Source organism: Rhodococcus sp. D-46, from assembly GCF_011290655.1.
In the GTDB taxonomy this organism is placed as follows: domain Bacteria; phylum Actinomycetota; class Actinomycetes; order Mycobacteriales; family Mycobacteriaceae; genus Rhodococcus_F; species Rhodococcus_F qingshengii.
Map to the genome: position 1 here is coordinate 366,280 of NZ_JAANTF010000006.1, position 26,689 is coordinate 392,968.

The following is a 26,689-nucleotide window of genomic DNA, read 5'->3' on the forward strand; positions in this document are numbered from 1 at the left end:
CACCGTTCGACTTGCGCGGCGTGGGAGGATAGACATATCGAGATCGGGACTTCGATGTGAGGGCCCGGATCGAGTTTGTAGGGAGTATCGGTATGGCACAGGGCATCGTGAAGTGGTTCAACGGCGAAAAGGGCTTTGGTTTCATCGCTCCCGACGACGGAACACCGGACGTGTTCGTTCATTACTCTGAAATCTCGGGCAACGGCTACAAGTCGCTCGACGAGAACCAGCGTGTGGAGTTCGAGGTTGGCCAGGGCCAGAAGGGTCCTCAGGCCACCAATGTGCGCGCTGTCTGATCAGTGACACAAGAAGAGGGCCGCACCCGCAAGGGTGCGGCCCTCTTCTGCATCGGATTCACCTCTGAATCACTGATCCTGAATGACGGCCAGTGCTCCAACGATGTTCGACTCCGCCACCGACTTCAAGATTCCGAGATCAGCCAGAACACCTGATCCGTCTTCGAGTTCGAGCAGCGCGAGCAGGATGTGCTCGGTTCCGATGTAGTTGTGGCCCAGGCGAAGAGCCTCACGGAACGTCAGTTCCAGGACCTTGCGCGCACGAGCGTCGTACGGAATGAGTTCTGGTAGTTCGGAAGTCGGAGTCGGTAGTACACCGGCCACTGCAGCTCGGACGGATTCGAGCTCCACCCCTTGCGCCACTATCGCCTTCGCAGCCAACCCGGCAGGCTCCTCGACGAGCCCCAGGAGCAGGTGCTCCGGCTGGATCTCTGCGTTACCGGCGGCGCGGGCTTCGTTCTGCGAGGCCATGACGACGTTCTTCGCCCGGGGAGTGAACCGGTTGAACCCTTCGTTCGGATCCATCGGCTTCTGATCACTCGGCGCCTTGGGAACAAAACGCTTCTGCGCAGCCTGCTTCGAGACACCCATGCTCGCGCCGATCTCCGTCCACGACGCTCCCGACCTGCGCGCCTGGTCGACGAAGTGACCGATCAGGTGATCTGCAACTTCACCGAGATGATCAGCGGCAATCACGGCGTCGGAAAGTTGGTCGAGAGCATCGGTGTGCACCTTCTTGATCGCGTCGATGAGGTCGTCGAGTCGAACCTTGTTGGTCATTTCCACTGGTTTACTCATGCGTCAACCATAGGTTGACGCAACCGAAAACGTCAACCCTAGGTTGACGATCGTTTCGCCGCCCAGTGCTCAGCCGGAAAAGAATTCACGCAGAGCCGGGACAATAGCGTCGTCGGCGACGCCGTGGCCCTGACCGGGGATCTCCAGAGTCTTTGTCCCCGAGACTTGTGCGGCAATTCGCATTGCCGAAGCAGGCGCCCATTGACCACTGTCACCGCCGTACATGACCAACGTGGGGACGGTAATCGAGGCCAGCCAATCGAGCGACTCGCAGCCGTGATCACACACCGCGACGTCGTAAGGCAAGGTGTGCGCGATGGCGCACATGTCGGGCCAATCGGCACTCCGCTTGATCTCGTCGACCATCTCCGGAGACGCGCCGGTCAGATCCAGAAAACGCGTCACAGCACCTTCCCTGTCGCCGCCCGCAATCAATCGCTCCAGGTCACTTTGGGCAGTCTCGTCACGCTGGTCGTCGTCCATGTACGGCGCCTCGTAGACGGCGAGCTTACGCATCGGAACGGCCTGCGCAGCGGCCTCCAAAGCCAGCGCGGCACCCGACGACAATCCGTAAACGAGCGGTGTTTCACCGGTGGCAGCGACGACCGCCCGCAAGTCCTCCACCTCGGCGTCGATCGAGAACGCGCGACTGTCACCGCTGTCCCCGCGTCCGCGCCTGTCGTACGAGTACACCGTGAAGTCCGCCGCCAACTCTGCAGCCAGGGAATCGAACCATCCGCGGTCGCAGAACGCTCCGGCGACCAGGACCACTGCTGGTCCGGCACCGGAGCGTTCGTATGCGATGGTCGTACCGTCGCGGGATTGCACTACCGCTGGGGATTGCTCTGTTTGCACGTCGATCTCCTCAGGTCTGGTCAATGCCTACCTGATTAGACCGCCCGCGTTACCTAAACTCATCGGTCCGGTCGGCAGAGGCTTCAGCTGATCTTGTTGTACAGGGCATCCCAACCCTGTGCCACGTACGAAATCGTGTAGATCGAACCGTAGAACGTGGAGCCACCCAGACTGGTGACGTTGCCCGCCTGCACTGCCGGGAGTCGCTGCCACAGCTTGCTCGCCACCAATGCCTGGTACGCGGCACTGTCCTCGTTCTCGGTGATCATGAAGCCGTCGACGCCGGCCAGCACGTCGAGGCCTTCGAGGCTGACGCCGCCCTCGGGATCGAGCCCCTCCGAGGTGGCGGTTTTGCCACCGATGTCGCCGAGCGTCATGTCGCTGGGCTTGTCGCCCTTCTCGGAGGTACGGATGCTCGTGACGTACAGCGTGTTCGTGTCCGGCATGAACGAGACACTGGCGACGGTCTTGGACGCAATCTTCTCGGCATGACGACTGCGGATGTCAGAAATCAGATTGTCGTAGTCGAGCGTCAATCGATCGAGTGTGGCCGTTCGACCGAGCCAGCCCGACAACCGCGAGAGGTTTGTGCGCCAGTCGTCGGTGAACTCTGTCGTCAAAACCGGTGCGATGGTGGACATCTCGGCCACCGGCCACCACTCGCTCTCGTAGTTCAGGCACACGATCAGGTCGGGCTCGAGCGCCAAGATCTGCTCGCGGTTGGGGATCTCCGACAGGAACGGTACCGACGAATCGATAGGCACCCACGGTGTCGCCTGGGCGTACGTGTAGCCGACGAGCGGAAGTTCCAGAGCTACAGCAGGTTCCAGATCGAGCCGCGAGTCGATCGCGACAACCCTCTTCGGATTGACAGGAATGTCGTACGTTCCGAGAGGTGTCGTCACAGAACGCATTTCGGTTTCACCCGAACTGCTCCCGCTGTCACCGCAGGCCGCCAGGAACGCGCCCAGCCCGGCGATCCCGGCACCGAAGCCGAACTGCCGACGTGTGAGGTCCGAAACGAGGCGGTTGTCGGAGTAGCCCTCGGGAAGCAAGAGCCTGGATTGAGCGGGCATGCGTGTCGAACCTCCAAAAGAAATGAATCATCCACTGTTGCGAGCGGATAAGGATGCCCTAACAGCGTACGCAGGGAGGGTCGTCGCGATCGGCCCAGAAATAGTCGAATCAGGCCAATTCGCACCCCTTACTTGTCGAGTTTGCGCATCTCGACGAAGTAGACCGCACTGAACGCGAGGTAGGTGCCGACGATTCCGAGGACCGAGATGATCAGAACGAGAGCGAGAAACATAGCCATGATGGTCTCCACTGACACGGGTTGTTCACGATGTCGATCGAGAGAAAATGGCTTCGAACTGCGGCGCTGCGACTCGAAGCGGGGCCGAAACTTTCGGTTACACACACCACGCTAGCCCCAGGCGTCTCGAGTTTCGATGAACTCGAGGTGAACTCTCCTACGGCTACGTCACACTTTTCTGTCGGACGGTCAGTTCGGTCCGAGCACCTGTCCGGACCATTCGACCAAAGGCGTCAGTGCGCGCCACGCTGTGCGAACTTCCTTCAATGTCCTGGCGCTGTCCAGCCACGACGGGCTTGGGTAACTACGACCAGCAGTCAGCGACTTGTGACGCAGCAATTCGATCCGCGGGTGATCGACCGTGTATCCGCGAGGCGCCGTCTTGAGCTTGTCGCCGCCGATCGTGAATCCGGCCTTCTCGACGGAGGCCAGGATCTTCTCGAGCTCCGGCCCTCGAACGTCGTCGTCGACAGCCGCACGATAACGCGCGATGGTCTCCGAACTGCTGGCGTAGAAACCACCGGCCACCATCAACCCTGCCGCGTCGATCTGCACGTAGTAGCCGCAGCTCTCGGCGAGACCGACGAACGCTCCCTGGTGCGTCTTGTACGGGATCTTGTCCTTCGAGAATCGAACGTCACGATACGGCCGAAAGAGCTTGGCCGTGCCGAATTCGTCCTCCAACGCCGCGGTCAACGACGCCATCGGACGACGAACCACTTCGTCGTACGTCTCCTTGTGCGCTGCCCACCAGGTCTTGCTGTTGTCGGCTTCCAGGTCTTCGTAGAAGTCGAGTGCAGCAACGGGTATGCCAGTGAACGCAGCCATGGCGTAAGCCTAGCTGCCTGTTCGGCTTTGGACCGTCTGCCCTGCACCGATGCCCGGATCGGCCCGAATCCGTAGACTGTATGGAGATGATTTCCGAAATACAAGCATGGGAACTGACCGATACCAACCGAGACTGGTTGATTCACCGACCCGTCGAGATCGCGATCTACGTGGCACTCGCAGTCGTTCTGCGCTTCGCACTGCACCGCGGGATCGATCGAATGTCGAAGCCTCGCAAGTCTCCGAACGCCAAGGTGAACGAGCGCAGATCGCAGCGAGCCCGGACCATCGGTTCGGTACTCAAATCGACGGTGTCCATCGTCATCCTGGTCTGGTGTGTGCTGCAGATTCTCGGCATCCTCGGGATCAACGTCGCGCCGTTCATCGCATCCGCCGGCGTCATCGGCCTTGCCATCGGTTTCGGTGCACAAAACCTGGTGCGTGACTTCCTCTCCGGCATCTTCATGTTGCTCGAGGATCAGTACGGTGTCGGCGACGTCGTCGATCTCGGCGACGCGGTCGGCACCGTCGAAACAGTGGGCCTGCGCGTCACCACGATTCGAGATGTCAACGGCACCTTGTGGTATTGCCGCAACGGCGAAATCCTGCGAGTGGGTAACATGAGTCAGGGTTACGCCACTGCAGTTCTCGATCTCCCGATCGCCCACAATGCGAACGTGCACAAAGCGTGTGAGGTGGCGACGCGAGCTGTCCTCGAGGCGGCAGAGTCCGAACCGATCAGGGCGGACATGATCGACAAGCCGGAGATGCTGGGAGTCAATTCGGTTACTGCCGAGGCAATTACCATTCGAGTGACGGCGCAGGTCAAGCCTGGGCGCCAATGGGCAGTCCAGCGCGCATTTGCACGCTCGGCGCTGACTGCGTTCGAAGAGCAGGGAATCGAGGCACCTTACCTGCCTGTTCTGCGCTGACGGTTGAGACGGAATCGTCTACCCTTTCCATCAATTACGCGAGCCCCCGGCGCGGTCGATACCGCCGGGGGCTCGCTGGTGCCTGAAGCATGATTCAGACGGTGGAGGTCGAGACCTCCCGATCTGCCGATCTGTTGCCAAACGCCTTGTGCAGGAACATCGTCAGTGCAATGGCTACCACGATTCCGATCAGCGGCGGGATTCCCACCTCGAACTCACCGGAAAGCCAAGCGAGGAACGCTGCGACGGCATAGACGGCCAGGTTTCGCCAGTGGACCGGCTGCGGGGTGTACCCCTCGGGGATGCCTCGCCGCCACCGGCACAGGAAGTCAGCGATGATCACGCCGCCCAATGGCGGGATGAAAGTTCCGAGCAGGCTCAGGTAGTCGACCAGATGGTTGTGCACACCGGTCAGAGCGAGCGCCGTGCCGATCACACATCCACCGATGACGAACGGGGTCTTGCGGGGCTTTCTGAACAGTTCGGCACCGGCCACTCCGAATGCGTATGCGGTGTCTGCGTTGCTCTTCCAGAGGTTTCCGAACAGCAAGACCAGGCCCCAGCCGACAAGCCCGAGGTTGTAGAGGATCAACACGAAGTCACCCTCGTGGAACGTGATAGCTCCGATGGCACCGAACAGGATCATCAATCCGTTTCCGAGGAGGAACCCGATAACGCAGGCCCACACCGCTTGTGATCCGGAACGGGCAAACCTGGTCCAGTTGGGCGCTTGCGTTCCCGCCGATACAAACGTGCCGACCACAGTGGTGATTGCGAGCGCGATCGTCATGGTCGTCTGCGGTTGAACCGAGACCAGGCCGGAGAACCCACCGACTTCCTCGAGGGACCGGAATACGACCCAGCAGGCCAACGCCAGGATCAAGGGCGTCGAGACGAGCGAGACCCAATACATTCCGCGGTAGCCGTAGCAGGCGGTGACGCACATCAAGATGCTCGCCGCGATCATCACCGACGCCCGCGCGAGATAGGACTCCCAGCCCAATGCCTGCGCGGTGAGATCACCGATCGTGCCGATGATGACTCCGTACCAGCCGATCTGAGTACCGCCCAGCAGGATCGAAGCGAGCTTGGACCCGCGAGTGCCGAAACTGTAGCGCGCCATCACAACTGTAGTCAGTCCGGTTCGGGCTCCGACGAACCCCATCATGGCGACGTAGACTCCCAAGATGGCGGATCCGGCGGCGATCACCACCATCAGTTTCCAGAACGAGAACGCGGTACCGAGCGCTGCTCCGGCCAACATCGTCGGCGTGAAGATGGTGAACCCCAACAACACCACCGCGAGCGAGAAGAACGGCTTTCGTGCATGAAGCGGAACCGGAGTGACGGGATAGTCAGGATCGACCGGGTGGCCTGGGCTCTCCGAATCGCCTGCGACCGTGGCAGGTTCGACGGCGCTGCTCATACAACTTCGCCGATGTCTTCGAGCCACAGGCTCGGGCGCTCGGCCAGCATGCGGTCCATCAGTGCCACACACTCCGCGTCGTCGACGACGTCGACCTGAATTCCGCTGCTGCGCAACCATTCCTCCGATGCCTCGAAGGAACGATTTTCGCCGACCACGATTCGCGGGATCTCGTACAGGCGCGCCGTTCCGGCGCACATGAAGCACGGCGACAAAGTCGTGTAGAGGACACACTCGCGATACACCGAGGCCGGCAGTCGTCCGGCGCGCTCGATGCAGTCGGTCTCTCCATGACGGATGGCGCTGTTCATCTGGACCCGACGGTTACGTCCGACTGCGAGAACCTCGCCGCGGTGAATCAGCGCCGCGCCGATCGGCACGCCGCCCTCCTCCCAACCGATCTTCGCCTGTTCGATCGCAAGTCCGAGAAAATACTCATCGGTGTGTGCCGGATGATTCATGTGCGCTCCTGGAGTCTGACCAAAATCGTCGATTGTGGCTCGTGTCACAATCCGACCACGGTGGTAACAGCCCGACAAGGGACAACCTGTCAGTTCGGCAGAACTAGCTCTATGACGAAGTGCCCCCTCGGCGGACGATATAGAAATGCTCCCGACTCTGCGACAAGTTCTTGCGATGCCCTCGTTCAAGGCCGCCGCAATCGAGGTGCTCGCGGGCGACATCGATACCGCGGTGGTCCGCTGGGTCCATTCGTCCGAGGTGTACGAGATGGGTGGGCTGCTGTCCGGAGGTGAGGTCCTTCTGACCACGGGCCTCGGTCTCCACGGGCGGTCTCCCGAGCAGCTCACCGCCTACATCGACCAATTGGCGGACGCGGGATGCGTCGCACTCGTGATGGAAGTCGGGCGCTCGTTCCTCACGGCCCCTCCCGAACTCGTCGAAGCTTCGCGCCGACGGGGACTCGCGTTCTTGGCCCTGCACGCAGTAGTGCCCTTCGAGCGGATGGTCGAAGACTTTCACGACCTCATGCTCCGCCGCACTCTCGGTTCGGCGCAAGCGGGCGAGCCTGTCTGGCAAGAACTTCTGAGTCTCGTGGTTGCAGGCCAGGGCATGACTGCGCTGCTCGACAAAGTGTCACGACTCGCGGGGTGCGGCGTCGATCTGCTCGACGCGGATGGCAGAACCGTCGAGCGCAGCACAACCGGCGCAGAGCGATCCGAGACCGAACGCACTATCCACGACGTACGCGGCCCGACGAACTCACTCGGTCGACTTGTCCTGTGCGGGCCGGCAACCACACGCCGAACCGCCGTCGCAAACTGCGCCGCCGTCGCGGTAGCTCTGGAACTCGGCCGTCACGGCGATCTCGGCCCAAGACAGTCACTCGCCCAATCGGTGATCACCGACGTGGTGGGCGGTGTGCTCACATCGCACGGCGACTTGTCCGAGCGACTGACAGCGGCCGGGTGGACGCCGTTGTCGGAGGGGCACCACGTCCTCGTCGCCGCTGTCGACATCGATCGGCAAACCCCGGTTCGAGAGCTCGCTGACCAAGTACGCGACGCCGTGCGGGCCGTGCTCGGCTCCTGTGTCGTCGGGACTGCGGCCAATCACGTCATCGTGCTCGCGCATGGGTGGGCGTCCGCATCCCCCGCTCGAGTGCGGACTGCGTTCACCGAAGCCGACGAGCTGCTACGCCGCGGGCCGGGCGGTTCCGCGGTACGCACGCTCGGAGTGGCGACGCCGGTCGCGGATCTGTCGGGCGTCGGGGCTGCGGTCGCGCAAGCTCGCGAAGTCGTCCAGATCGCGCGGCGCTTCGGCTCCCGGACCGGAGTGATCCTCGCGAGGGACGTCGGCGTCCAACGACTGCTCGCCGCCGGAACGACACCCGCTTCGCTGTCCGTGTTCGTAACCGAGCAACTCGGTTCGCTGATCGCATACGACACAGCACATTCCGCCGACCTCGTCCGAACGCTCGACGCGTACCTCGCACATCGGGGCGGCAAGGCGAGAACCGCGGATTTCCTCGGCATTCGGCGTCAGTCGCTTTATGCACGGCTCACGCGTATCGAGAAGCTGATGGGTGTTTCCCTCGACGATCCGGCACAGGTGGTCTGCCTCGGGCTTGCGCTGACCGCATGGCGCATGCGCACCGGCCTTGATCCACAAGCAGCGTTCGAGCGTCTCCCCGGGTGAGCGACAACCTCTGCGATGATGAACGAATGACCGGAGCAGCGGAGTTGATGATCGAGATCCCTGCCGGCGAGGTGCACCTTCGGGACGACCGCAAAGGTACGTCGTGGACCTCGAAAGTCGAATCCTTCCGCCTCGCAAGCCATCTCACCACCAGGGCGCTGCTTCACGGAGATTCGTCGGACGATTCGAGCAAACCAGCGGTCGACCTTTCATGGAAGGACGCCATCGCAACCTGCAACACACTTTCGGCCGCGGACGGTCTGACACCCGCATATCGAGACGTCGACACCGATTCTCCGCAGTGGGACCGGGGCGCAACTGGCTACCGGCTCGCCACCGAGGCCGAGTGGCAGTACGCATGCAAGGCCGGCACCTCCGGCTACCGCTACGGCGAGATCGACGAGATTGCCTGGTACAGCGACAATTCAGAGGGTAGAGCGCATCCCGTCGGAACCAAGACACCCAACAACTGGGGCCTGTACGACATGATCGGCAATGTCTGGGAATGGTGCTGGGATCTCTACGACCCCGAGGTTTACGGCACGTACCGGATCTTCCGCGGCGGCAGTTGGGCCGAAAGTGAGCGCGGTTGCGGCGCTACCGTAAGGAGGCGAAGCCACCCGACGTTTGCTATCGACGACTTGGGATTTCGCCTAGCTCAGACGATCTGAGGGCAGACGGCCGAGGACTTCGAGCACAGCCTCGATCTCTTCTCGACTGCGAAGCCTAACTATCGGCAACGACGGCACATCGACAAGAACCGTGGCCATTCGCTCCTCGTTGCGTCCGTCGGTTCGCCAGGCCCAGCGCACCACGTGATCCGGATCGAACAGAATGGTATGCAGCGGCGGCTCCATGTTGCGATTCCACAACACCTCTCGCTGCAATCGCCGACGCACGGTTCGTGTGATCACCTGGCGCATCACCGTCCGCCGAGGCAGATCCAACCACAGCATCAGGTCCGCACGCTCGGCCAGAAGTCGACGCACCGCACCGTACTGCCACTCGGTCACCCAGGCCGGCTCGCTGGAAAAGCGTCGTACTTCGGTTTCGAAACTGTCGAGCGGAATCCAGCCGGGCCCGTGGAACAGCGAGTCCAGCTCAGTGTGTTCGATCTCGAGAAGCCGCCCGATTCGACCGGCGAGAGTCGTCTTTCCGGCACCGGAAGTCCCCGCGACAAGGATCTTCTGCGGACGAATCGTCAGCGCGGCGGGGTCTACGAAAGGCACCGATACACCCTAGGGGCCTTACACTTCGCAGTCCACCCATTCGATGTAACCGGTGCCGTTGATCGACGCACCGTCGAAGCTTCCCCGGTAGGTATACGCGCCGACGTATCCCTTGCCGTGACCGTAGCGCCACTCCGAGTCGATCTCGGCCTCGAACTCCACGACCGTCCTGCCGTGATCGCGTACCTGCCAACGCAGTACGCGCGGCACACGCATCTCGCGACCCTGTGGGTCGACGTGCAATGCGTCGGCGTACTCGAGCACGTCGAACTCGACGTCGTCGAAGACCTTCGCACTACCGTCGACAGTCCGAATGTAGGCGAGCTTGCACGCCGTAACCCCTAACGCTCGAACATCGGTGAGCAACAACTGATGCCGGTCGTCCAGTTGAACGATCTGGTAGGTGAAAAAGTCGGCCGGGAGCTTCCACGACTCGGGAAGCGCGCGGCGAGTCAACGATTGCGGTGTCATGCACCGCGCGTACTCGACGGTGCACGGAGCCGAAATACTCACCGGTCCATCCGGACTCGCAATTGTTCCGGAGCACTGTGCCAGCAGACTGACGTGGTCGTAGACGGGATTACGCACGAACCACGACGCTTGGTCCGTTGCCACGATCTCGAGATCGACGTCGAATGAGTCGTATCGCCCGGTGACACGGAAGTTCGGATAGCTGTTCTCGATGATCAGGTTGTCACCGAAGGCGATTCGCGAACCATCTTCTTCGAATGCACACTCATCGGCAGCGTCGTACGCCCGGTAGAAGTGATGGCCCGGCGCTGAGGTGGAACTCAGCACGGTTGCGGTGTTTCGCGCGTCTGGTGCAGCGAGATAGTCGTTGTCGAACACCACCGTCCCGGTTGCACCGATCAACGTCATGGTGTTGAGGTAACGGAGAGGCCCTGGCAGCCGGGGAACGAAGATCCCGTAGTGCGTCCACGCAAACTTCCGCGAAGCCAGGTGCGGACGCATCATGTCGGGCCGATCGAACGGGCGTACCGATTCCGCCATTCGCTTGTCGATCAGCGGTAGCGCGCCGTCCAGCAAGGCCCGAACCGCGGGTCGCCACAATCGGCGCGAGCGGGTGGCGGGAACAGGGTCGGAACGATCAACGGTTTGTCCGGTCACGCCCCTAAGTTAATGTAACCAGACGTAACAAACAAGTGTCGAATTTTCCTCGACGACCTCACACCCTGAACACCCGCGCCCTGCGCACGCGGCGAATAGCATGTGAGAATCCGCGTACCGGAACCGGTCGCAGAGAGGGCGCAACAATGCAGCACGAAGAGTCGTCGTTCACCGGAGTGGCCGGCACCAAGATCGTCTACGACGTGTGGACACCGGACCGCGAACCCACCGGGGTTCTCGTCCTGTGCCACGGACTCGGCGAACACGCGAGGCGCTACGACCATGTTGCTGCGCGGCTCGGGGAACTCGGGCTCATCGTGTACGCACCCGACCATCGCGGGCACGGACGCTCTGGCGGCAAGCGCGTTCACCTCAAGGAATTCTCCGACTTCACCGACGACGTCCACACGTTGTTCTCGATCGTGACGGCGGCACATCCCGGCAAGGACAAGTTCCTGCTCGGGCACAGCATGGGCGGCGCGATCGCCCTTTCCTACGCCCTCGACCATCAGGCCGATCTCAAAGCCCTCGCCCTGTCCGGACCTGCGGTGATCATCGCAACCGGCACTCCGAAGATCGTGATGCAGCTGGGCAAGATCGTCGGCAAATACCTCCCGGACGTGCCCGTCGAGAACCTGGAAGCTGCTGCCGTATCGCGTGATCAGAAGGTCGTCGACAAGTACAACGCCGACCCGCTGGTTCACCACGGCAAGGTTCCCGCCGGCATCGCGCGCGGCATGATCACCGCCGCGGAAGGCTTCCCGGCGCGCCTGCCCTCGCTCACCATTCCCGTACTGCTTCAACACGGCTCGGACGACCGTTTGACGGACCCGGCCGGCAGCAAGCTCGTCGCAGATCTGGCCGGCTCTTCGGATGTCACCTTGAAGGTGTACGACGGCCTGTACCACGAGATCTTCAACGAGCCTGAGCAGGAAGAAGTTCTGAACGATCTGATCGAGTGGCTGCGTCCGCGGGTCACCGGAGCATAGTCATGTCTACGTGCGGGATCCTGCTGGCGGCCGGGGCCGGATCCCGCATGGGCAAACCCAAAGCGCTCGTCACAAACACCGAGGGTCAGTCTTGGCTCCACCACGGGGTGACGACACTGCAGTCCGCAGGCCTCTCACCGGTCATCGTGGTGCTCGGCGCGCAGGCAGAGGACGCCCTCGAACTACTGCCCACCACCGATGTCATTGTGGTGATATCGGATTGGCAACACGGAATGAGCGCGTCACTGCGCTGCGGACTCGAAGCCGCCATGCGAATCGACGACGCAGATGCGGCAGCGATCTCTCTGGTCGACGTCCCGGACCTCAACGCCGACACCGTGACGCGGATCGTGGGTCAGATTTCCCCATCACGAAACATACTGCGAAGAGCTGTCTTTCACGGAAGACCCGGCCATCCCGTCCTGATCGGACGCGACCACTGGCCGACGCTTGCAAAGTCACTCACCGGGGACGGCGGCGCCAACACCTACCTACGCGAACACGGGGTCGAGTTGGTGGAGTGCAGCGACCTCAGCAGCGGCGTCGACGTCGACTATCCCGAAGCCTGATCGCACGTCACAATCCTCCCAGGTGGTGGGTGTCCGTATTCGGTGTAAAGATGGCCCGATGAAACGTACCGTCGCCGCCCTGCTCGACATCGAGATCGACGAGGCGACCAACCTGGAGTTCAAGATCGCGGTGACGCGCGCGCCGGGTGTCGAACTGCTGGAAACGATGTCGTTCGTCCATGACGGCAATCCGCTCGAACCCCGCGAGATCACCGCCGAACACGGTACCCGGATTCACCTACTCGACTGTGCCCCAGGCAAACTGATCGTCAGCTACGACGCAACCGTCATCGGCCGCGCAGAACCGGCGTCGGTCAGCGACTACGACGTGTCGAAATATCTGCGCCCCAGCCGGTATGCCGAGGCCGACAAGTTCTTCGGTTTTGTCGCCGGGCAATTCGATCTCGCCACTCCCCCGGCCGAACTCCTCCTCGCAGTCACTCGCTGGGTGAGTACACATTTGAGTTATGTTCCCGGCACCAGTCGCGGCACCGACAGTGCGGTCGACACCTTGCTCGCCGGCGCCGGAGTGTGCCGCGACTACTCGCACCTGACCATCTCACTGCTGCGCGCCGTGGGGATTCCCGCTCGACTGGTGGCCGTCTACGCGCCGGGCTGCGATCCGATGGATTTTCACGCCGTAGTCGAAGCCAATATCGACCACGTCTGGCGCGTGGTCGATGCAACGCAGTTGGCGCCGCGCAGCAATCTTGTGCGCATCTCGACCGGCCGAGATGCCGCAGACACAGCCTTCCTCGACAATCACGGCGGTTCGATCACGTTGCATGCCTCGGAAGTTCGCGCAGTCGTCGACGGCGTTCTCGACAACGACGACTACGCAACACTCACATCGATCGGCTGAAAAGCAGCGTCAGGCGCTGATCTGGTTCTGCGAGGCCATCGTTCGCTCGAGGAACTTGATCGTGAGATCGACGATCGCCTTCCCCTCCCGAAGAGCTTTCCCGATCACCGGGAAAGCATGGATCTGCCCACTCCAGATGTGCGTTTCGACGGCTTGTCCTGCCTTGATCAAGTTTTCGGTCATGATCTCGACGTCCGGACGCATCAGTTCGTATTCGGCGGACACCAGGAACGACGGCGGAATCAGACTGGCGTCGGCGTTGATCGGCGACTGCGCACCAGGAATCTCGTCCGGCCCCTCGAGCCACCGGTCCTTGAGCTTTTCCACCTGTGACATCGGTAGGTAGGCATCACGTTTCATGAAATCGGGATCATGGTCCTCGAGGTTCACGTTGAGAAGAGGGGAATATCCCACCACGGCAGCGGGCCGCGTGATTCCGCGCAGTGCGGCAATTTCGGCGACCTTCATGGCCAGGTATCCGCCCGCCGAGTCACCGGCAACCACAATCTTGTTCGGGTCTTCGGCTGTCTCGAGCAACGCGGTGTACGCGGCCATTGCGTCCTTGACGGAGGTGCCGATGGAACCTTCCGGCAGCTGGCGGTAGCGCACGGAGATCACAGGTACTCCGGCCTTCGCAGAGAGCAAACCGCACAGTGCCCGGTGCGTTGCCAGACCGCAGAAGACGAATCCCCCTCCATGGAAGTAGAGGATCGTGGCGCCGGCCAACTCGCCCTGCGCTTTGCGTGGATGCTGCACCTTCTCGCTGGGCACACCACCCAGCGTGAAAGGCTCGATATCGAGGTTCTTCGGCTTCGGCAGTTTGTCCGCCATCGCGTCGAGTCGCTCGAGTTGGCGGATACCACGTTCGGTGGTCGGCCACAGGGTGAACATCGGCTTCACGAACGTCCTGGTCAGGCAGAAGATAACCCGCGCTCGCGGACTCACGTTCCAATGCCATACCGTCGAATCTCGCGTCCGCATAGCGTCCTCCCAGGTCAAGCCGTTTTGTGCATTTGAGTTACACATACTTGTCGGCTGCTGATGTGAACGATAACTGACGCTGCGTCAAAATGACACGACGGGTATGGATCAATTGCTCGAGCGTGTGCAAGTTCTGGTCGCGATCACGGCCGGGAGAGATATGCGCACAGTCCGCGGTGCCCTCCACGCATCATCGCTTCATGATTCCACTCGAACAGCGGCTTCGCGACCTTCGCGGCCAGACCAAGCGCTCCGGACACCGCTACCTGTTGCCGAAATTCGGCTGTGCAACCAGATCCAGCGGGGCGCACCGCCCAGCTACTCCACCCGGTCATTGCGCCGGTGAGACGCACTTTCAGAAAGCGGTCAACTGAGTCTTCCACCTCGCGTCGCCCGAAGACCAGCAGCGTCAGAGGGACAGCGCTGCGGATGGACATGGAGCCTGAATGCTCGTCGATCGTCCCGACTCGGCGTATCTGAGGCCACCACTGCGAATACCGTTCGGCATCCGCGAGAACCTCGTAGACGCGGTCAGCAGAGGCAGGAAGCGTCCAGACGCTGTGGAAGTCGAAGTCGGTCACGGTTCAGTCCGTCTGCGCAGCAGCAGTCACCCAAGCACCGTAACCCGAACCTCGGGTGCTTACACGCCGGGCTTGCTCAGTATTCGAATGTCTCCACGCGTCGCAGGATCTCCTCCGCGATCTTGGCGGGACTCCCGCCCACGTCGACGACGATGGCCTGTTCGTCCGGGTCGACGGCCTCGAGTGTCGAGATCTGGGAGTCGAGGAGCGAGGCGGGCATGTAGTGATCGAGGCGAGCGGTCAATCGCTGGCCGATCTGATCCCGCGAACCGGCGAGGTGCACGAACACGACGTGCTCACCGCGAAGCACGTCGCGGTAGCTGCGCTTGAGTGCCGAACACGTGACGATGCCCGGCTGACCGGCGTCGGTATGGCTCTTGATCCAGACGGCGATCTTGTCGAGCCAGGGCCAGCGGTCTTCGTCGTTCAACGGATGCCCGGTCGCCATCTTGTCGATGTTCGCCTGCGGATGCAGATCGTCGCCTTCTTGAAGGTCCCAACCCATCGCTCCGGCGAGCATGCCGCCGACCGTCGACTTTCCCGAACCCGAGACACCCATCAGGACGAGCACGGGATACTGCTTCTGCTGTGCCGCTTCGCTGTTCATGTGCTCGCCTACCTAGATGAATGCGCTCAACACGAGCACTCCGGCCAGGCCCGATACCGAGATGATGCATTCCATCACGGTCCAGGTCTTGAGGTTCTGTACCACGCTGACGCCCAGATACTCCTTCACCAACCAGAATCCGGCGTCGTTGACGTGCGAGAGGAAGAGCGAGCCCGCACCGATCGCCAAGACCATCAGCGAGACATGTGCGGACGAGAGGTCTGCCGCAACCGGAGCGAGGATGCCCGACGCCGTCACCGTTGCCACCGTTGCCGAACCCGTTGCGACGCGGATCAATACCGCTACCAGCCAGGCCAGGAACAGCACGGGGAGGCTGCTGCCCTTGATCGCGTCGGCGATCACTCCGGCGATACCGGTGTCGATCAGGACCTGCTTGAAACCACCACCGGCGCCGACGATCAACAAGATGCCTGCGATGGGAGGTAGGGAACTCTCGAGTGACTTCGAGATGGCCTTGCGGTCCATTCCGCCGCCGCGACCCAGCAGCACCATACCGACCAGAACCGCGAGACCCAAAGCCACAACGGGTGTTCCGAGGAAGTCGAGGACGGACTTGGGGAGTGCCTCGGAATCGGGTGCGATCACGTCTGCAAATGCCTTGCCCAGCATGAGAACAACCGGCAGGAGGATCGCTGCGAGGGTAGCCGCGAACGAGGGACGCTGCTTCTTCTCTTCCTCGCCTCGATCTTCGCCTGTGACAAAAAGATCCGGGACCTTCACGTCGACCCACCGCGCGGCGTACTTGCTGAAGACCGGTCCGGCGAGAACAACCGTGGGGATCGCGACGAGGACACCGAGAGCGAGGGTGAGGCCGAGGTTTGCGTTCAAAGCCGAGACGGCAACCAGTGGCCCGGGGTGCGGCGGAACCAAACCGTGCATGGCCGAGAGGCCGGCGAGGGTGGGGATCGCGATGCGCATCAGGGACAAGCCGGAACGCCGCGCGACGAGGATGATGACCGGCATCAACAGGACGAGACCGATTTCGAAGAACATCGGCAGACCGATCACTGCGCCGACCAGAGCCATGGTCCACGGAAGCGCCTTGGTGCTGGAACGGCCGACCAGCGTGTCGACCACTCGGTCGGCACCGCCGGAATCGGCGAGGAGTTTGCCGAACATCGCGCCGAAACCGATCAGGATTCCAACGCTTCCCATTGTCGACCCGAAGCCTGTCGCGAATGCCGCGACCGACTCGGCCGATCCGAGGCCGGCCGCCAGACCGACGCCCACCGCGCCGATGGACAGCGCGAGGAAGGGATGCAGGTCCAGCCAGGTGATCAACGCGATGATGACCGCGACGCCGGCGACTGCAGCGATGATCAATCGTGCGTCGCTACCAGCGGGGACGACCTCGGCCGCCAGCAATGCTGTGGTGTTCATAGGGACTCCCAGTCCGATGAGTGATTGAGGTCACTGTTCCTTAATTAACCTACAATTTCAAGAGCAGACACTAATTTGTAGTATTTATTCGGCTTCCACCGGGCTTACTCCATACGCATGGGACGATCTACGTATGCCTTCTGTCCCGTTTCAGCAGTTACACGACTCGATGCTGGAACAGCTCGGCCAAGACATAGTCGGTGGTGTGCTCGCTCCGGGAACCACGATCTCCGCCGACGAGGTGGCAACGCGATACGACGTGTCGCGAACCGTCATCCGCGAAGTTGTCCGCGTTCTCGAATCCCTCGGACTCGCCTCGGTTCGTCGACGCGTCGGAATCACCATCCTGGGCTCCGAACACTGGAACTCGCTCGACCCCAATGTCATCCGCTGGCAACTGGCCGGTCCTGATCGGTTCGAGCAACTTTCGATCCTCAGTGAACTCCGTTCCGGCATCGAACCTCTGGCTGCGCGACTGGCCGCAACTCGCGCCACACCTGAGCAGTGCGGCGCTCTCACTGCAGCCGTCATCGGCATGTCAGCTACCTCTCGCGCTGCCGATACCGGCGCCTATCTCGGCCATGACTCCGACTTCCACCGCACCCTGCTCGCCGCCTCCGGTAACCCGATGCTGCGGGCGATGTCGCAGATCGTCGTCGAGATACTCGAAGGCCGCACCCGCCACTCGTTGATGCCCCACGAGGCCGACCCCGAAGCGATTCACCTGCACGGAGTGGTCGCATCTGCTATTCAGGCCGGGGACGCCGACGCCGCGGAAGCCGCCATGCGCTCGATCGTCGCGGAATCCGCAGAAGCGGTCGAAACAATGCGCGAAAGCCCCGAACCGCCGCCTCATCTGTAAGTCGAGCCACAGACTCGGCGGAATTGGCCCGCAACTGCTCCGCAAGTGGAACGCTTGGCGCCATGACAGCACTCGCTACCCAGAACAGCGCACTCTGATGGCCCGCCCGGTACGCGTCGTCGTCCTCGGTGCCGGATCGTGGGGAACCACGGTGGCCGGCCTCGCTGCCCGCAACACCCCGACCCTGTTGTGGGCACGCAATTCCGAAGCAGCCGACGAGATCAATTCGCAACGGACCAACTCCAAATACCTTGGTGAGCGCAAACTTCCCAAGGGGCTCAAGGCAACCTCGGATCTGGTCGAAGCCGCCCGCGAAGCGGACGTACTCGTATGCGGGGTGCCATCGCACGCCGTTCGCTCCACCCTCGCCGAGATCGCCAACGAGGTTCGGGCGTGGGTCCCGGTGTTGTCACTGTCCAAGGGTCTCGAGCCCGGCACCCGGCAGCGCCCCACCGAAGTGATCGCCGAGTGCCTGCCCGGCCATCCCGTCGGATTGCTCGCAGGCCCCAACATCGCCAAGGAGATCGTCGACGGCATGGCCGCGGCATCGGTCGTGGCCACCCAGGACGATCGCGTCGCCGCCGCGCTGCAACCCCTGTTCGCGTCGTCGGTCTTCCGCGTCTACCGCAACACCGACGTGCTCGGCTGCGAACTCGGCGGCATCCTCAAGAACATCGTTGCCATCGCCTCGGGCATGGCCGACGGCCTGGGAGTCGGTGACAACACTCGTGCGATGGTGCTCGCACGCGGCCTCGCCGAGATGACTCGACTCGGTGAAGCGATGGGCGCCAACCCGCGCACCTTTGCCGGCTTGACGGGCGTCGGCGATCTGATTGCCACCTGCATGGCTCCGACTTCTCGGAACCGTCGCGTCGGCGAAGCTCTGGCGCAGGGATTGACCGTCGAGGAGGCGGTCGCCAAGCTCGGCCAGGTTGCCGAGGGCGTCAAGACTGCCCCCACCGTCATGGATCTGGCCCGTGAATACGGTGTCGACATGCCGATTGCCGCGGAGGTCGAGGCCGTCATCGGCGGTCGCCAAAGTGCCAGCGACGCATATCGCGGACTTCAGAAGGTTGCCCCGGGCGGCGAGCACGAAGTGGCGTGAGGAAGATCTACAGGTATCTAGCGATTTGGCTAGATACCTGTAGATCGCCCGAGATCACGGAATTGGAGCGTCGACGAAGATGTCGATCGCCAACGGTGACTGACCGCCGTACTGCGAGAAATCCGAGATCCCCGCCTCGCGCAAGATCTCGACGTCGAGCACTGTACGACCGGTATCCGTGCCGGCGGGACGCCCGAGAATCTCGACAGCCGCATCGGCCATGATCTCGGGTGAACGCGAGTGCTCGATACTGTCGTCTCCCCCGAGCAGGTTTCCGACAGCGGCCGTGGCGATCATGGTCTCCGGCCACAGGCAATTACTCGAAATCGGTGCACCTGAATACTCTGCGGCGATACCCAAGGCCGCCAATGTCATTCCGTATTTGGCCAACATGTAGCCCGGATGAGCACCCAACCAGTGCGGCGAAAAGTTGAGCGGCGGCGACAGCGTCAACACGTGCGCATTGGCCGAAACCCGAAGGTACGGAAGGCACGCGCGGGTGAGCGCGAAGGTACCACGGACATTGACCTGCTGCATCAGATCGAATCGCTTCATCGCGAGATCTTCGGTTTTCGAGATGTCGAGGACGCTCGCGTTGTTGACCACGATGTCGATGCCACCGAAGTGCTCTACCGCTGCAGCCACGGCCCGCGCGATGTCGTCGTCGTTCCTCACGTCGCCGACGACCGGAACGGCATGACCCTCGAGCTCGTTCAACTCGTCCACAGCCGTGTGGATAGTTCCGGGCAGCCTGGGATCCGGCGTATCGGTCTTGGCGAGCAACACGATATTTCCGCCGCGGCGCGCTATCGCACGGGCGATGGCAAGTCCGATGCCACGGCTTCCCCCGGACATGATCGCGGTTCGTCCGCGGAAGTTCTTGTCGTCCAAAACGAATCCTTGTCATCGTCGACGGTCTTCGTCGTTGCGGGTGTGGCCGCGGGAAGTCCCGGCACGACCACTCGTCGACTTCCACGATATGAGCGCCTTCATGCGATGACTACGTCCGCAGAGCATCAACAATCGTTGGTCCGTTGTCCTGACGGGACAACGGACCAATCCGGTCAGCCACCCACCGGGCGCAGAATCCACCATCCGCCGAGCACGAGCACCGCGACGTTCACGAGCAGGAACAACCCGACCCAGACGATCGCGGGTATCGGTGAGAGCCTGGCCAATTGGTCGGCGTCCGAGTCCGGTGCCCCGCCTCGTCGCATTCGCTGCCGTTGAAGTTCCACGACCGGGCGTGGTCCGGCAAAGAGGAGGAAGAGCGTCAGGAAGTACGCTGCGGCCACTTGCTGCTCCTGGGTCCCCAACCAGACGAGCCCGAACAACACGGCTCCCACGACTGCAAGTGAGAAGACTCCGTAGAGGTTTCGGATCAGGACCATCATCACCGCGATGACGAATACGCCGATCCACAGCACCGAGACCGCACGCTGCGCGCCCAACAACCCGGCCGCGCCGAGTCCGAGAATCGACGGTCCGACGTACCCCGCGAACGTCATCAGAATGACGCCGAAGCCGGTCGGTTTGCCCGACGAAATCGCGACACCCGACGTATCCGAATGCAGGCGAAGACCTTTCAACCGTCGACCGACCAGGACGGCGACGATCAGATGAGCGCCCTCGTGTGCGATGGTGACGACGTTGCGGGCGATCCGCCACAGGTGTGGTTCGAGAACGATGATCACGGCGATCAACGCGGCCAGTTGAACCACCCAGGCCGGCGGATTGGGACTGAGCGCCGCCACCCGATCCCACGCGGTTTCGAGCGCGTTCACTCCGCTTGTCCGCGCAGGTATCGGCCGAAGTGCGGGACCGTGAATCCGATGGATCCACGTTCTGCCGAATAGATCAGCCCCTTCTTGATCAGTCCATCGCGTGCCGGCGACAGGGAAGCCGGTTTGCGCCCCAACTCGACGGCGATCTTCGCGGTTGCGACGGGCCCGTCGTCACCGGCGAGATCGGCCATGGCGCGCATGTACTCACGCTCCGCGGGCGTTGCTCGCTCGTACCGCGATCCGAAGAAACCGACAGCGAGTTCTTCCTCAGCCGTCGGCGCGCCGACGCGCACGTCTTCTGCCGTGATCGGACTCGACGCCGCCACATCCCACGTGGCTTTCCCGTAGGCCTGAACGAAGTACGGGTACCCGTCAGCCGCTTCGTACAGAGCGTCGAGCGCGGATTCGGTGAACTCGACCTCCTCACGCTCGGCAGGCGCAATCAGTGCCTGATCTGCAGCTTCACGCTCGAGGCGGTCGATCCGGTGGTAGCTGAACAGGCGCTCCGAGTAGCTTTTCGACGCCGACAGCACAGCAGGCAGATGCGGAAGCCCCGCCCCGACGACGATCAACGGTGCCGCGTCCTGACTCAACTCGTGGCATGCCCCGCAGATCGCCGAGACATCCGCGGCACCGAGGTCCTGCATCTCGTCGATGAAGATTGCGATCCCGACGCCGACATCCCTGGCCAGCGACGACGCGTCGAGCAGCAACTCGACCAGGTCGATCTCGATGTCGCCGCTGTCCGCGCGACCTTTGATCGCAGGTGCGTCGATGCCTGGTTGCCAGCGCTCGCGCATTCCCTTGTCCGCAGTGGCGCGTAGGGCAAACGATTTGAGGACTCCGAGGAACTGCTCGACTCGCTCCGGATCGCGATGGGAGACCGCGATCTCTCGGACTGCCATGTGGAGCGCTGACGAGAGTGGGCGTCGTAAATCCTGATCGGGGCGCGCCTCGATCTTGCCTGTCCCCCAGCTTCGGGAGATCGCGGCCGAACGCAACTGATTGAGCAGGACGGTCTTGCCGACGCCACGCAAGCCGGTGAGGACAACACTTCGTTCCGGGCGGCCACGCGCAATTCGCTCGAGAACGACGTCGAAGGCGTCGATCTGCTTGTCGCGCCCAGCGAGTTCCGGCGGGCGTTGACCGGCACCGGGGGCATACGGATTGCGCACGGGGTCCATGCCCATCGACGGTACAAGCAGGGTAGACGAATATCCCGCTCTCTAGCGCGTGTCCTAGAGAGAACTAGTAACTGCTATTGCACCCCGTGAACCTCGTACTATCGCCGTATGCAATGGCTTCGGGCGGGGATCGGAATCATCGCGGGGGGCGCGCTATGGGTCATGTCGTTGCTCGCGTCCACACCAGACACGCTTTGCCAGGACAACTATCCCGCCCCCGACTCGCCTGGTCCGGGATACTTTTCAGCTGTGTGGAAGGCACATCGTCTTCCGCTGCCTGTGCCAGCAGCCAGATGCACGACACATCTAGTCGATGTGGACTCCACGGCTACCTCGGTCGTCGTGGACTGGCCGATGGCCAGTTTGGGGGTTCTCGGCATTACCCTCGTGGTGGTCTCGTTGCTAACCCTAAAACGCCCTACCGAAAACTGAGCGCCCAGCATCCCGTCTACCTGTTCGAGCCCGACCGCTAGATGAAGTCCCCGGCCACGTGGGCCCCAATTGCTCCGGCCAGAATGATCGCAGGATGCGCCGCGGCCAGATAGAGCCCCGACACGTCTTCGGCGAAGCCCAGCAGTGGCCGGCCACCGCGTGGAATGGGACGGTCAGCGACTACCGCCTCGATCAGTTCCACGTGTTCACCGCCCACGAGCTGACTGCGGACCGCCTGCAGGGTCGGCTCGGCAAGCTCATGAGTGTCTCCGGAGAACCCGAACGGAACATCCTCAGCCGCAATCAGTGTCGTGTCGTCCAATTGCCTGATCTCGAAGTCCGGGGTGGAGAGGATTCCGCTCACCAATCGGTGCGGCGTCGAGAATCTGATGAGGCAACACGGTGAGGCGCCGACCGCGACGTCGACTCCCGCCGACGCCGCGAGGCCGGGGATAGCAGTGCCCGCGGAGAGGATTGTGGTCGATCCGTAGACGGGACCGTCGGCAGTCACTACTCCGCACACTCTCTTGCCTTCCGTGTACATCGAGAGCGCACTGACATCGGAATGCACTGTGGCACCGTATGCTTCGGCACCCCGCAGGAGCGATCGAGCGAACGCAACCGGGTCAACTCCACCATCGTCAGGCGCATATGCCGCTACCGCGGGCGCTGTGCGCAATCCCGGCTCACGAGCAAAGACCTCATCTTCACCGATGAGTTCGACTGGATGACCGAGTGCGCGATGCGCGTCGACGAACTTTCGAGTCTCCGCTTCCGTCGTCTCCCACGTGATCGCGCCTCTGCGGCGCAGACCGAATGGCTCGACGAGTTCGCGCTCCAGCCGGTCGAACTCGGGTGCGGCGCCATGTCGGCACGGATCGGAGTAGGTTTCTGCTGCACTCTTCGAGAGGCCGACCCAGGCAAACGAGTTGCCGGTCACCCCTCCCGCCACCGAGCCCCGCTCGAGCACGGTGACTCGGAGACCAACGCGCGCCAGGTGATACGCGATCGACGCGCCGACGACACCGGCACCAATCACCAGGATCGGGCTGTCGTTTCGACCATTCGGATGCGTCACCAGTGGACCATATCTGCGAGCCGCAACCTGGATCCACTCGATTTGGATGCGAGGACTTCGGCGGTTAATGGAGGACTAGGCCTGTTCCCGCTCGGCGGCGAGAGCGACCGCCCGTTCGAAGGTATGGACGAGCACTGCACGCCGAGCACCCTAAACTCGAGCCACTCCCCACGCGGTGAACCTGCGGTCACCAGTCATCGGAGTACACGCAGCAGTTCCCAAAAGAGAACAACAACCGCCCGTGGGCACCGACAGGCCCGCCAGACCGGGCGTAAAGCCCGCCCAGTCTTGTCGCCAAGTCGCCGATCAGGTAACCCGAGGTCATCCGCGCGCTGATGCTTTGAGGCTGTCGACATTGGCGACGGGTCGCACTGGTGAACGCCCAGTCGTGGCCGAGGCCCTAAAGAAGCCCTCCAACAACCGATCCCGACTTCAGGTCGCATCACCCCCAGAACACCGATACTGAAATCCCGGCTTCCGCCTGAACGCGTTGGCGTGCAATCTTTGCTCTGACTCTGTATCTCGGGACTTTCCAAAGCACTCTTCCGATCGTCGAAAAATATCCGCGCTGGATTCGACAATCGTCTAACGATATGTGACCTACATCTCCGTAGCGTTATCCGTCATATCCGGTTGGGTTTTCGTGAACAGGGAGTTGACGCTTGAAGAAGCCAGTTCTACATCGCGCGATGCGCGCTTACACGCGAACCGCCACGTACGCGGTATCGGCAACAGCACTCGTCCTCGTGGTTTCCGCGTGTGGCTCCGCACCGGGCGCCACACAGACTCGAACGATCACCGACGATCCGATACCCGCCTTCACCTTCGCTCTTGCAGCGGCTCCGATCTCCTTAGATATCACTAAGGATTTCGGTCCTTCCATGCAGGTTCAGACCCTGTTCACCGAACCGCTGGAACGGCTTTCCGCTGAAGGAGAGTTGCGACCTCATCTCGCCGAAGCCGTATCGGTTCCTGACCCGACGACCATCGACTACGTCATCCGGTCCGACGTGCGATTCTCCGACGGAACTCTACTGACCCCGGAGGACGTGATCTGGAGCCTTCGGCACGTCTCTGATTCCGCAGCCGGGGCGCAAACTGCCGGCGAGCTGGAAAGTCTCGAAAGCATCGAACAAACCGGACCGATGCGGGTGACTGTGAAGTTGTCGCATCCCGATCCGGTTGCCAGGCAGAGCATCGCGCTATTCGGACTGATCCAACAGGCAAGGTTCGCTGAAGAACATGCTGCCGAATTGGGTACTGCGCAAGCGGTTCCGGTGGGCACTGGCCCGTACCGGGTCCAAGAATATTCAAGTTCCGGTGTGCAACTTGTCCGTAACAATGACTACTGGTCTGAGCAACCTGCACCGGAAACTCTGAAGTTCGACGTGATTCCGGACGGCAACACCGCTCAGTTGGCAATGCGATCCGGCGACATCCAAGCTGCGAATGTGGCCGACATCAAGAAGCAGTCACAGTGGAAGCAGATCGGTGGAATCGACACGATCGAGGTCCCTCTGACCAAGCTCACGTATTTGACGTTCGATACCAGTACGAGTCCGTTCGACGATGTCCACGTGCGGAAGGCCGTCGCGCACTCGATCGATCGAAAAGGAATCGCAGAGGCGGCATTCGGCAACGACTCCGCGATATTGAAGGGTTTGGCAACTCCGGAAATGTTGACCGGTGTCGCCGGTTCCCCTGGGAACGCGCAATCCTTCCTGGACGGACTCGGCGGAATCGAGTTCGACAGTAACCTTGCGGCGCAAGAACTTGCCGCCTCGTCGCACCCCCAGGGATTCACGGTGGAGGTCCCCTACACCGACAACGTGAACTGGACGGAACTGACGGTACTCAACCTGCAACAAAACCTGGCGCCACTCGGTGTGACCGTTGTTCCAAAGCCCATCACCCAGACCCAATGGATTTCCGACCTGTACGCCCACAAGGTTCCCGGAATCGGATTCCTGTCGATTACCGCATCGACGCCCGACCCCAAATTGATCGGCTCCGTCGTCGGAAAGGAGAACGCTGTCGCACCGAAATTCAACGCCTCGAATTGGTCTACCGATTCCGTCGAACAGGCGCTGCCCGTCCTGAACGGATCGACCTCACCCCTGGACCGATGGACTGCCGCCCAGACCATCTTGACCGGCATCCACGAACAACTTCCGTACGTCCCGCTGTTCAATCCGAATCTGGTCTACGCAATTGCCGACGGGTTCGCCTTCGATCGCGACATGTCCTTCTACGACTTCGTCAACGGTTCGTGGGTTACCGCAGTGAAGGCAACGTCGTGAACGACTATCTCTCCCACACAACGAGGTTCGATTGAGATGGCAGTAGCGGCGTTCATCGGCAAGCGACTCGTGGTGTCGGCCGCGCTGCTTCTGGTAATCAGTTTTCTGGTGTTCAGTCTGCTGTCGGTGACGCCAGGCTCTGCAATTGCCGTCCTTGTCGGCTCTCGTCCGAGCACACCCGAACTGATCGCGGCCCTGGAGGCACGACATCACCTCAACGATTCTTTCCTTGTTCAGTATTGGCACTGGTTGGTCGATGCACTGCAGCTCGATTTCGGGACGTCGACCAGATCAGGTGCGCCGGTGACCGGCATCATCACCGATCACCTACCGGTCTCGATCCAACTGGCGGTGTACACACTTGTTTTGGTGGTCGGGATCGGGGTCCCCTGCGGAATGTCAGCGGCGTATCAGCGCGATAAATGGGTGGACAGAGGGATCTCGATGGCTTCCGTAATAGGTATGAGTGCACCAGGTTTCGCAGTCGGAATGTTGCTGATTTTCGTATTCGGACTCGAGCTCGGACTGTTCCCCGTTTACGGCGTGGGCAATGGATTCTTCGATCGCTTGGTGCACCTCACCCTGCCAGCAACAGCACTCGGCATCGCGCTCATCGCACTGCTGATCCGGCAGACACGCGCCGGAGCGCTCAACGTGCTCCGGCAGGACTACATGACATTCGCGAAAGCTCGTGGTCTCGACCCCTCACGGGTCTTCTTCCGATATGCGTTACGGAACTCCGCAATGCCGGTGGTGACTGCGGCCGGTCTGATACTGATCGCTGCGCTGTCCGGCGCCGTACTCGTCGAGACCGTGTTCTCCGTACCGGGAGTCGGTTCGCTGATGGTGCAGTCGGTCACCGAAAAGGACCTACCCGTCGTACAAGGGTTGGCCGTGTGTCTCGGCGCCTTCGTGATTGTCGTCAACCTGGCGGTGGACGTGGTAGCTCTCCTCGTCGACCCGCGCATGCGGTACGCAGGAAAGGGATGA

Annotated in this window: 27 protein-coding genes; 11 read left to right on the forward strand and 16 right to left on the reverse strand. The window is 62.0% G+C overall.

Annotated elements, in window-relative coordinates; genetic code table 11:
- The first annotated feature begins 92 nt into the window (after positions 1-92).
- Positions 93-296, forward strand: coding sequence for a cold-shock protein (locus G9U53_RS17515; protein ID WP_003939930.1), 204 nt, complete (start codon positions 93-95; stop codon positions 294-296).
- A gap of 69 nt (positions 297-365) precedes the next feature.
- Here the strand turns inward: G9U53_RS17515 and G9U53_RS17520 are convergent, their stop codons facing one another.
- From G9U53_RS17520 to G9U53_RS17535, 4 genes are all read right to left on the reverse strand, one after another.
- Positions 366-1,094, reverse strand: coding sequence for a Clp protease N-terminal domain-containing protein (locus G9U53_RS17520; protein WP_082931264.1), 729 nt, complete (start codon positions 1,092-1,094; stop codon positions 366-368).
- Between the two features lie 69 nt (positions 1,095-1,163).
- Complete coding sequence (locus tag G9U53_RS17525; protein ID WP_064687776.1) at positions 1,164-1,949, reverse strand: alpha/beta hydrolase; 786 nt, start codon at positions 1,947-1,949, stop codon at positions 1,164-1,166.
- Between the two features lie 83 nt (positions 1,950-2,032).
- A complete protein-coding gene (locus tag G9U53_RS17530) occupies positions 2,033-3,025 on the reverse strand; it encodes an ABC transporter substrate-binding protein (RefSeq protein WP_165638961.1) in 993 nt (330 codons plus the stop codon).
- A gap of 428 nt (positions 3,026-3,453) precedes the next feature.
- The gene (locus tag G9U53_RS17535; protein ID WP_003939783.1) at positions 3,454-4,092 is read right to left on the reverse strand and encodes a DUF2461 domain-containing protein; all 639 of its coding nucleotides are present in this window, start codon (positions 4,090-4,092) and stop codon (positions 3,454-3,456) included.
- 86 nt (positions 4,093-4,178) lie between these two features.
- On the opposite strand from G9U53_RS17535, the gene G9U53_RS17540 reads away from it, so the two are divergent.
- Positions 4,179-5,024, forward strand: a complete 846-nt coding sequence (locus G9U53_RS17540) for a mechanosensitive ion channel family protein (protein ID WP_003939801.1) — start codon at positions 4,179-4,181, stop codon at positions 5,022-5,024.
- A gap of 94 nt (positions 5,025-5,118) precedes the next feature.
- On the opposite strand, the gene codB is transcribed toward G9U53_RS17540, so the two are convergent.
- Together codB and G9U53_RS17550 are read right to left on the reverse strand one after the other, a co-directional pair.
- A complete protein-coding gene (codB, locus tag G9U53_RS17545) occupies positions 5,119-6,450 on the reverse strand; it encodes a cytosine permease (RefSeq protein ID WP_064073891.1) in 1,332 nt (443 codons plus the stop codon).
- A complete protein-coding gene (locus G9U53_RS17550) occupies positions 6,447-6,911 on the reverse strand; it encodes a nucleoside deaminase (protein WP_003940577.1) in 465 nt (154 codons plus the stop codon). The genes codB and G9U53_RS17550 overlap by 4 nt, the downstream gene beginning before the upstream one ends.
- A gap of 175 nt (positions 6,912-7,086) precedes the next feature.
- Here G9U53_RS17550 and G9U53_RS17555 point away from each other — a divergent pair, with 175 nt between their 5' ends.
- Positions 7,087-8,607, forward strand: a complete 1,521-nt coding sequence (locus G9U53_RS17555) for a PucR family transcriptional regulator (RefSeq protein ID WP_232329926.1) — start codon at positions 7,087-7,089, stop codon at positions 8,605-8,607.
- Positions 8,608-8,633: 26 nt separating this feature from the next.
- On the forward strand, positions 8,634-9,278 hold the full coding sequence (locus G9U53_RS17560; protein WP_063316032.1) for an SUMF1/EgtB/PvdO family nonheme iron enzyme: 645 nt from the start codon (positions 8,634-8,636) through the stop codon (positions 9,276-9,278).
- Here G9U53_RS17560 and G9U53_RS17565 read toward each other — a convergent pair.
- Entirely contained in the window at positions 9,261-9,836 is a 576-nt protein-coding gene (locus G9U53_RS17565) for a hypothetical protein (RefSeq protein WP_064073890.1), read from the reverse strand. The two genes, G9U53_RS17560 and G9U53_RS17565, sit on opposite strands and share 18 nt — an antisense overlap.
- 18 nt (positions 9,837-9,854) lie before the next feature.
- Positions 9,855-10,964, reverse strand: a complete 1,110-nt coding sequence (locus G9U53_RS17570; protein ID WP_081558485.1) for a DUF6670 family protein — start codon at positions 10,962-10,964, stop codon at positions 9,855-9,857.
- Positions 10,965-11,110: 146 nt separating this feature from the next.
- Here G9U53_RS17570 and G9U53_RS17575 point away from each other — a divergent pair, with 146 nt between their 5' ends.
- Genes G9U53_RS17575 through G9U53_RS17585 form a run of 3 tightly spaced genes read left to right on the forward strand, consistent with a single transcriptional unit; the run spans position 11,111 to position 13,384 of the window.
- Entirely contained in the window at positions 11,111-11,953 is an 843-nt protein-coding gene (locus G9U53_RS17575; RefSeq protein ID WP_019745522.1) for an alpha/beta hydrolase, read from the forward strand.
- A gap of 2 nt (positions 11,954-11,955) precedes the next feature.
- Positions 11,956-12,522, forward strand: a complete 567-nt coding sequence (locus G9U53_RS17580; RefSeq protein WP_007729982.1) for a nucleotidyltransferase family protein — start codon at positions 11,956-11,958, stop codon at positions 12,520-12,522.
- A 58-nt stretch (positions 12,523-12,580) separates the two neighbouring features.
- A complete protein-coding gene (locus G9U53_RS17585) occupies positions 12,581-13,384 on the forward strand; it encodes a transglutaminase-like domain-containing protein (RefSeq protein WP_081558486.1) in 804 nt (267 codons plus the stop codon).
- A 9-nt stretch (positions 13,385-13,393) separates the two neighbouring features.
- On the opposite strand, the gene G9U53_RS17590 is transcribed toward G9U53_RS17585, so the two are convergent.
- The 4 genes from G9U53_RS17590 to G9U53_RS17605 form a co-directional block, all read right to left on the reverse strand.
- Positions 13,394-14,365 carry an alpha/beta hydrolase gene (locus tag G9U53_RS17590; RefSeq protein WP_030536535.1) on the reverse strand — a complete coding sequence of 324 codons (972 nt, stop codon included), beginning with the start codon at positions 14,363-14,365 and terminating at the stop codon, positions 13,394-13,396.
- A gap of 143 nt (positions 14,366-14,508) precedes the next feature.
- On the reverse strand, positions 14,509-14,946 hold the full coding sequence (locus tag G9U53_RS17595) for an SRPBCC family protein (protein WP_007729979.1): 438 nt from the start codon (positions 14,944-14,946) through the stop codon (positions 14,509-14,511).
- A gap of 76 nt (positions 14,947-15,022) precedes the next feature.
- A complete protein-coding gene (locus tag G9U53_RS17600) occupies positions 15,023-15,553 on the reverse strand; it encodes a gluconokinase (RefSeq protein WP_003940404.1) in 531 nt (176 codons plus the stop codon).
- 12 nt (positions 15,554-15,565) lie between these two features.
- Positions 15,566-16,954 (reverse strand): gluconate:H+ symporter, encoded by a 1,389-nt coding sequence (locus G9U53_RS17605; protein WP_003939838.1) that lies wholly within the window; start codon positions 16,952-16,954, stop codon positions 15,566-15,568.
- A 133-nt stretch (positions 16,955-17,087) separates the two neighbouring features.
- Between G9U53_RS17605 and G9U53_RS17610 the strand changes: the two genes are divergently transcribed.
- Both G9U53_RS17610 and G9U53_RS17615 read left to right on the forward strand, forming a co-directional pair.
- Positions 17,088-17,816: an FCD domain-containing protein gene (locus G9U53_RS17610; protein WP_030536531.1), complete on the forward strand. Its 729-nt coding sequence runs from the start codon at positions 17,088-17,090 to the stop codon at positions 17,814-17,816.
- Between the two features lie 97 nt (positions 17,817-17,913).
- Complete coding sequence (locus G9U53_RS17615) at positions 17,914-18,921, forward strand: NAD(P)H-dependent glycerol-3-phosphate dehydrogenase (RefSeq protein WP_003940093.1); 1,008 nt, start codon at positions 17,914-17,916, stop codon at positions 18,919-18,921.
- Positions 18,922-18,975: 54 nt separating this feature from the next.
- On the opposite strand, the gene G9U53_RS17620 is transcribed toward G9U53_RS17615, so the two are convergent.
- From G9U53_RS17620 to G9U53_RS17635, 4 genes are all read right to left on the reverse strand, one after another.
- On the reverse strand, positions 18,976-19,812 hold the full coding sequence (locus G9U53_RS17620) for an NAD(P)-dependent oxidoreductase (protein ID WP_047272023.1): 837 nt from the start codon (positions 19,810-19,812) through the stop codon (positions 18,976-18,978).
- Between the two features lie 173 nt (positions 19,813-19,985).
- A complete protein-coding gene (locus tag G9U53_RS17625; protein WP_054188435.1) occupies positions 19,986-20,705 on the reverse strand; it encodes a M50 family metallopeptidase in 720 nt (239 codons plus the stop codon).
- A complete protein-coding gene (locus tag G9U53_RS17630; protein WP_042924931.1) occupies positions 20,702-21,889 on the reverse strand; it encodes an ATP-binding protein in 1,188 nt (395 codons plus the stop codon). Before G9U53_RS17630 ends, G9U53_RS17625 begins: the two co-directional genes overlap by 4 nt.
- Before the next feature lie 469 nt (positions 21,890-22,358).
- Positions 22,359-23,399 (reverse strand): FAD-binding oxidoreductase, encoded by a 1,041-nt coding sequence (locus G9U53_RS17635; RefSeq protein ID WP_165638962.1) that lies wholly within the window; start codon positions 23,397-23,399, stop codon positions 22,359-22,361.
- Between the two features lie 662 nt (positions 23,400-24,061).
- Between G9U53_RS17635 and G9U53_RS17640 the strand changes: the two genes are divergently transcribed.
- Together G9U53_RS17640 and G9U53_RS17645 are read left to right on the forward strand one after the other, a co-directional pair.
- On the forward strand, positions 24,062-25,699 hold the full coding sequence (locus G9U53_RS17640) for an ABC transporter substrate-binding protein (RefSeq protein ID WP_165638963.1): 1,638 nt from the start codon (positions 24,062-24,064) through the stop codon (positions 25,697-25,699).
- Between the two features lie 36 nt (positions 25,700-25,735).
- Complete coding sequence (locus G9U53_RS17645; protein ID WP_165638964.1) at positions 25,736-26,689, forward strand: ABC transporter permease; 954 nt, start codon at positions 25,736-25,738, stop codon at positions 26,687-26,689.

What these genes read in the sequence shown, in the direction of transcription:
- G9U53_RS17515 (WP_003939930.1), top strand. Translation starts at nt 93, where the DNA reads ATGGCACAGGGCATCGTGAAGTGGTTCAACGGCGAAAAGGGCTTTGGT.
- G9U53_RS17520 (WP_082931264.1), bottom strand. Translation starts at nt 1,094, where the DNA reads ATGAGTAAACCAGTGGAAATGACCAACAAGGTTCGACTCGACGACCTC.
- G9U53_RS17530 (WP_165638961.1), bottom strand. Translation starts at nt 3,025, where the DNA reads ATGCCCGCTCAATCCAGGCTCTTGCTTCCCGAGGGCTACTCCGACAAC.
- G9U53_RS17535 (WP_003939783.1), bottom strand. Translation starts at nt 4,092, where the DNA reads ATGGCTGCGTTCACTGGCATACCCGTTGCTGCACTCGACTTCTACGAA.
- G9U53_RS17540 (WP_003939801.1), top strand. Translation starts at nt 4,179, where the DNA reads ATGATTTCCGAAATACAAGCATGGGAACTGACCGATACCAACCGAGAC.
- codB (WP_064073891.1), bottom strand. Translation starts at nt 6,450, where the DNA reads ATGAGCAGCGCCGTCGAACCTGCCACGGTCGCAGGCGATTCGGAGAGC.
- G9U53_RS17550 (WP_003940577.1), bottom strand. Translation starts at nt 6,911, where the DNA reads ATGAATCATCCGGCACACACCGATGAGTATTTTCTCGGACTTGCGATC.
- G9U53_RS17555 (WP_232329926.1), top strand. Translation starts at nt 7,087, where the DNA reads ATGCCCTCGTTCAAGGCCGCCGCAATCGAGGTGCTCGCGGGCGACATC.
- G9U53_RS17560 (WP_063316032.1), top strand. Translation starts at nt 8,634, where the DNA reads ATGACCGGAGCAGCGGAGTTGATGATCGAGATCCCTGCCGGCGAGGTG.
- G9U53_RS17575 (WP_019745522.1), top strand. Translation starts at nt 11,111, where the DNA reads ATGCAGCACGAAGAGTCGTCGTTCACCGGAGTGGCCGGCACCAAGATC.
- G9U53_RS17580 (WP_007729982.1), top strand. Translation starts at nt 11,956, where the DNA reads ATGTCTACGTGCGGGATCCTGCTGGCGGCCGGGGCCGGATCCCGCATG.
- G9U53_RS17585 (WP_081558486.1), top strand. Translation starts at nt 12,581, where the DNA reads ATGAAACGTACCGTCGCCGCCCTGCTCGACATCGAGATCGACGAGGCG.
- G9U53_RS17590 (WP_030536535.1), bottom strand. Translation starts at nt 14,365, where the DNA reads ATGCGGACGCGAGATTCGACGGTATGGCATTGGAACGTGAGTCCGCGA.
- G9U53_RS17600 (WP_003940404.1), bottom strand. Translation starts at nt 15,553, where the DNA reads ATGAACAGCGAAGCGGCACAGCAGAAGCAGTATCCCGTGCTCGTCCTG.
- G9U53_RS17605 (WP_003939838.1), bottom strand. Translation starts at nt 16,954, where the DNA reads ATGAACACCACAGCATTGCTGGCGGCCGAGGTCGTCCCCGCTGGTAGC.
- G9U53_RS17610 (WP_030536531.1), top strand. Translation starts at nt 17,088, where the DNA reads ATGCCTTCTGTCCCGTTTCAGCAGTTACACGACTCGATGCTGGAACAG.
- G9U53_RS17615 (WP_003940093.1), top strand. Translation starts at nt 17,914, where the DNA reads ATGGCCCGCCCGGTACGCGTCGTCGTCCTCGGTGCCGGATCGTGGGGA.
- G9U53_RS17630 (WP_042924931.1), bottom strand. Translation starts at nt 21,889, where the DNA reads ATGGACCCCGTGCGCAATCCGTATGCCCCCGGTGCCGGTCAACGCCCG.
- G9U53_RS17645 (WP_165638964.1), top strand. Translation starts at nt 25,736, where the DNA reads ATGGCAGTAGCGGCGTTCATCGGCAAGCGACTCGTGGTGTCGGCCGCG.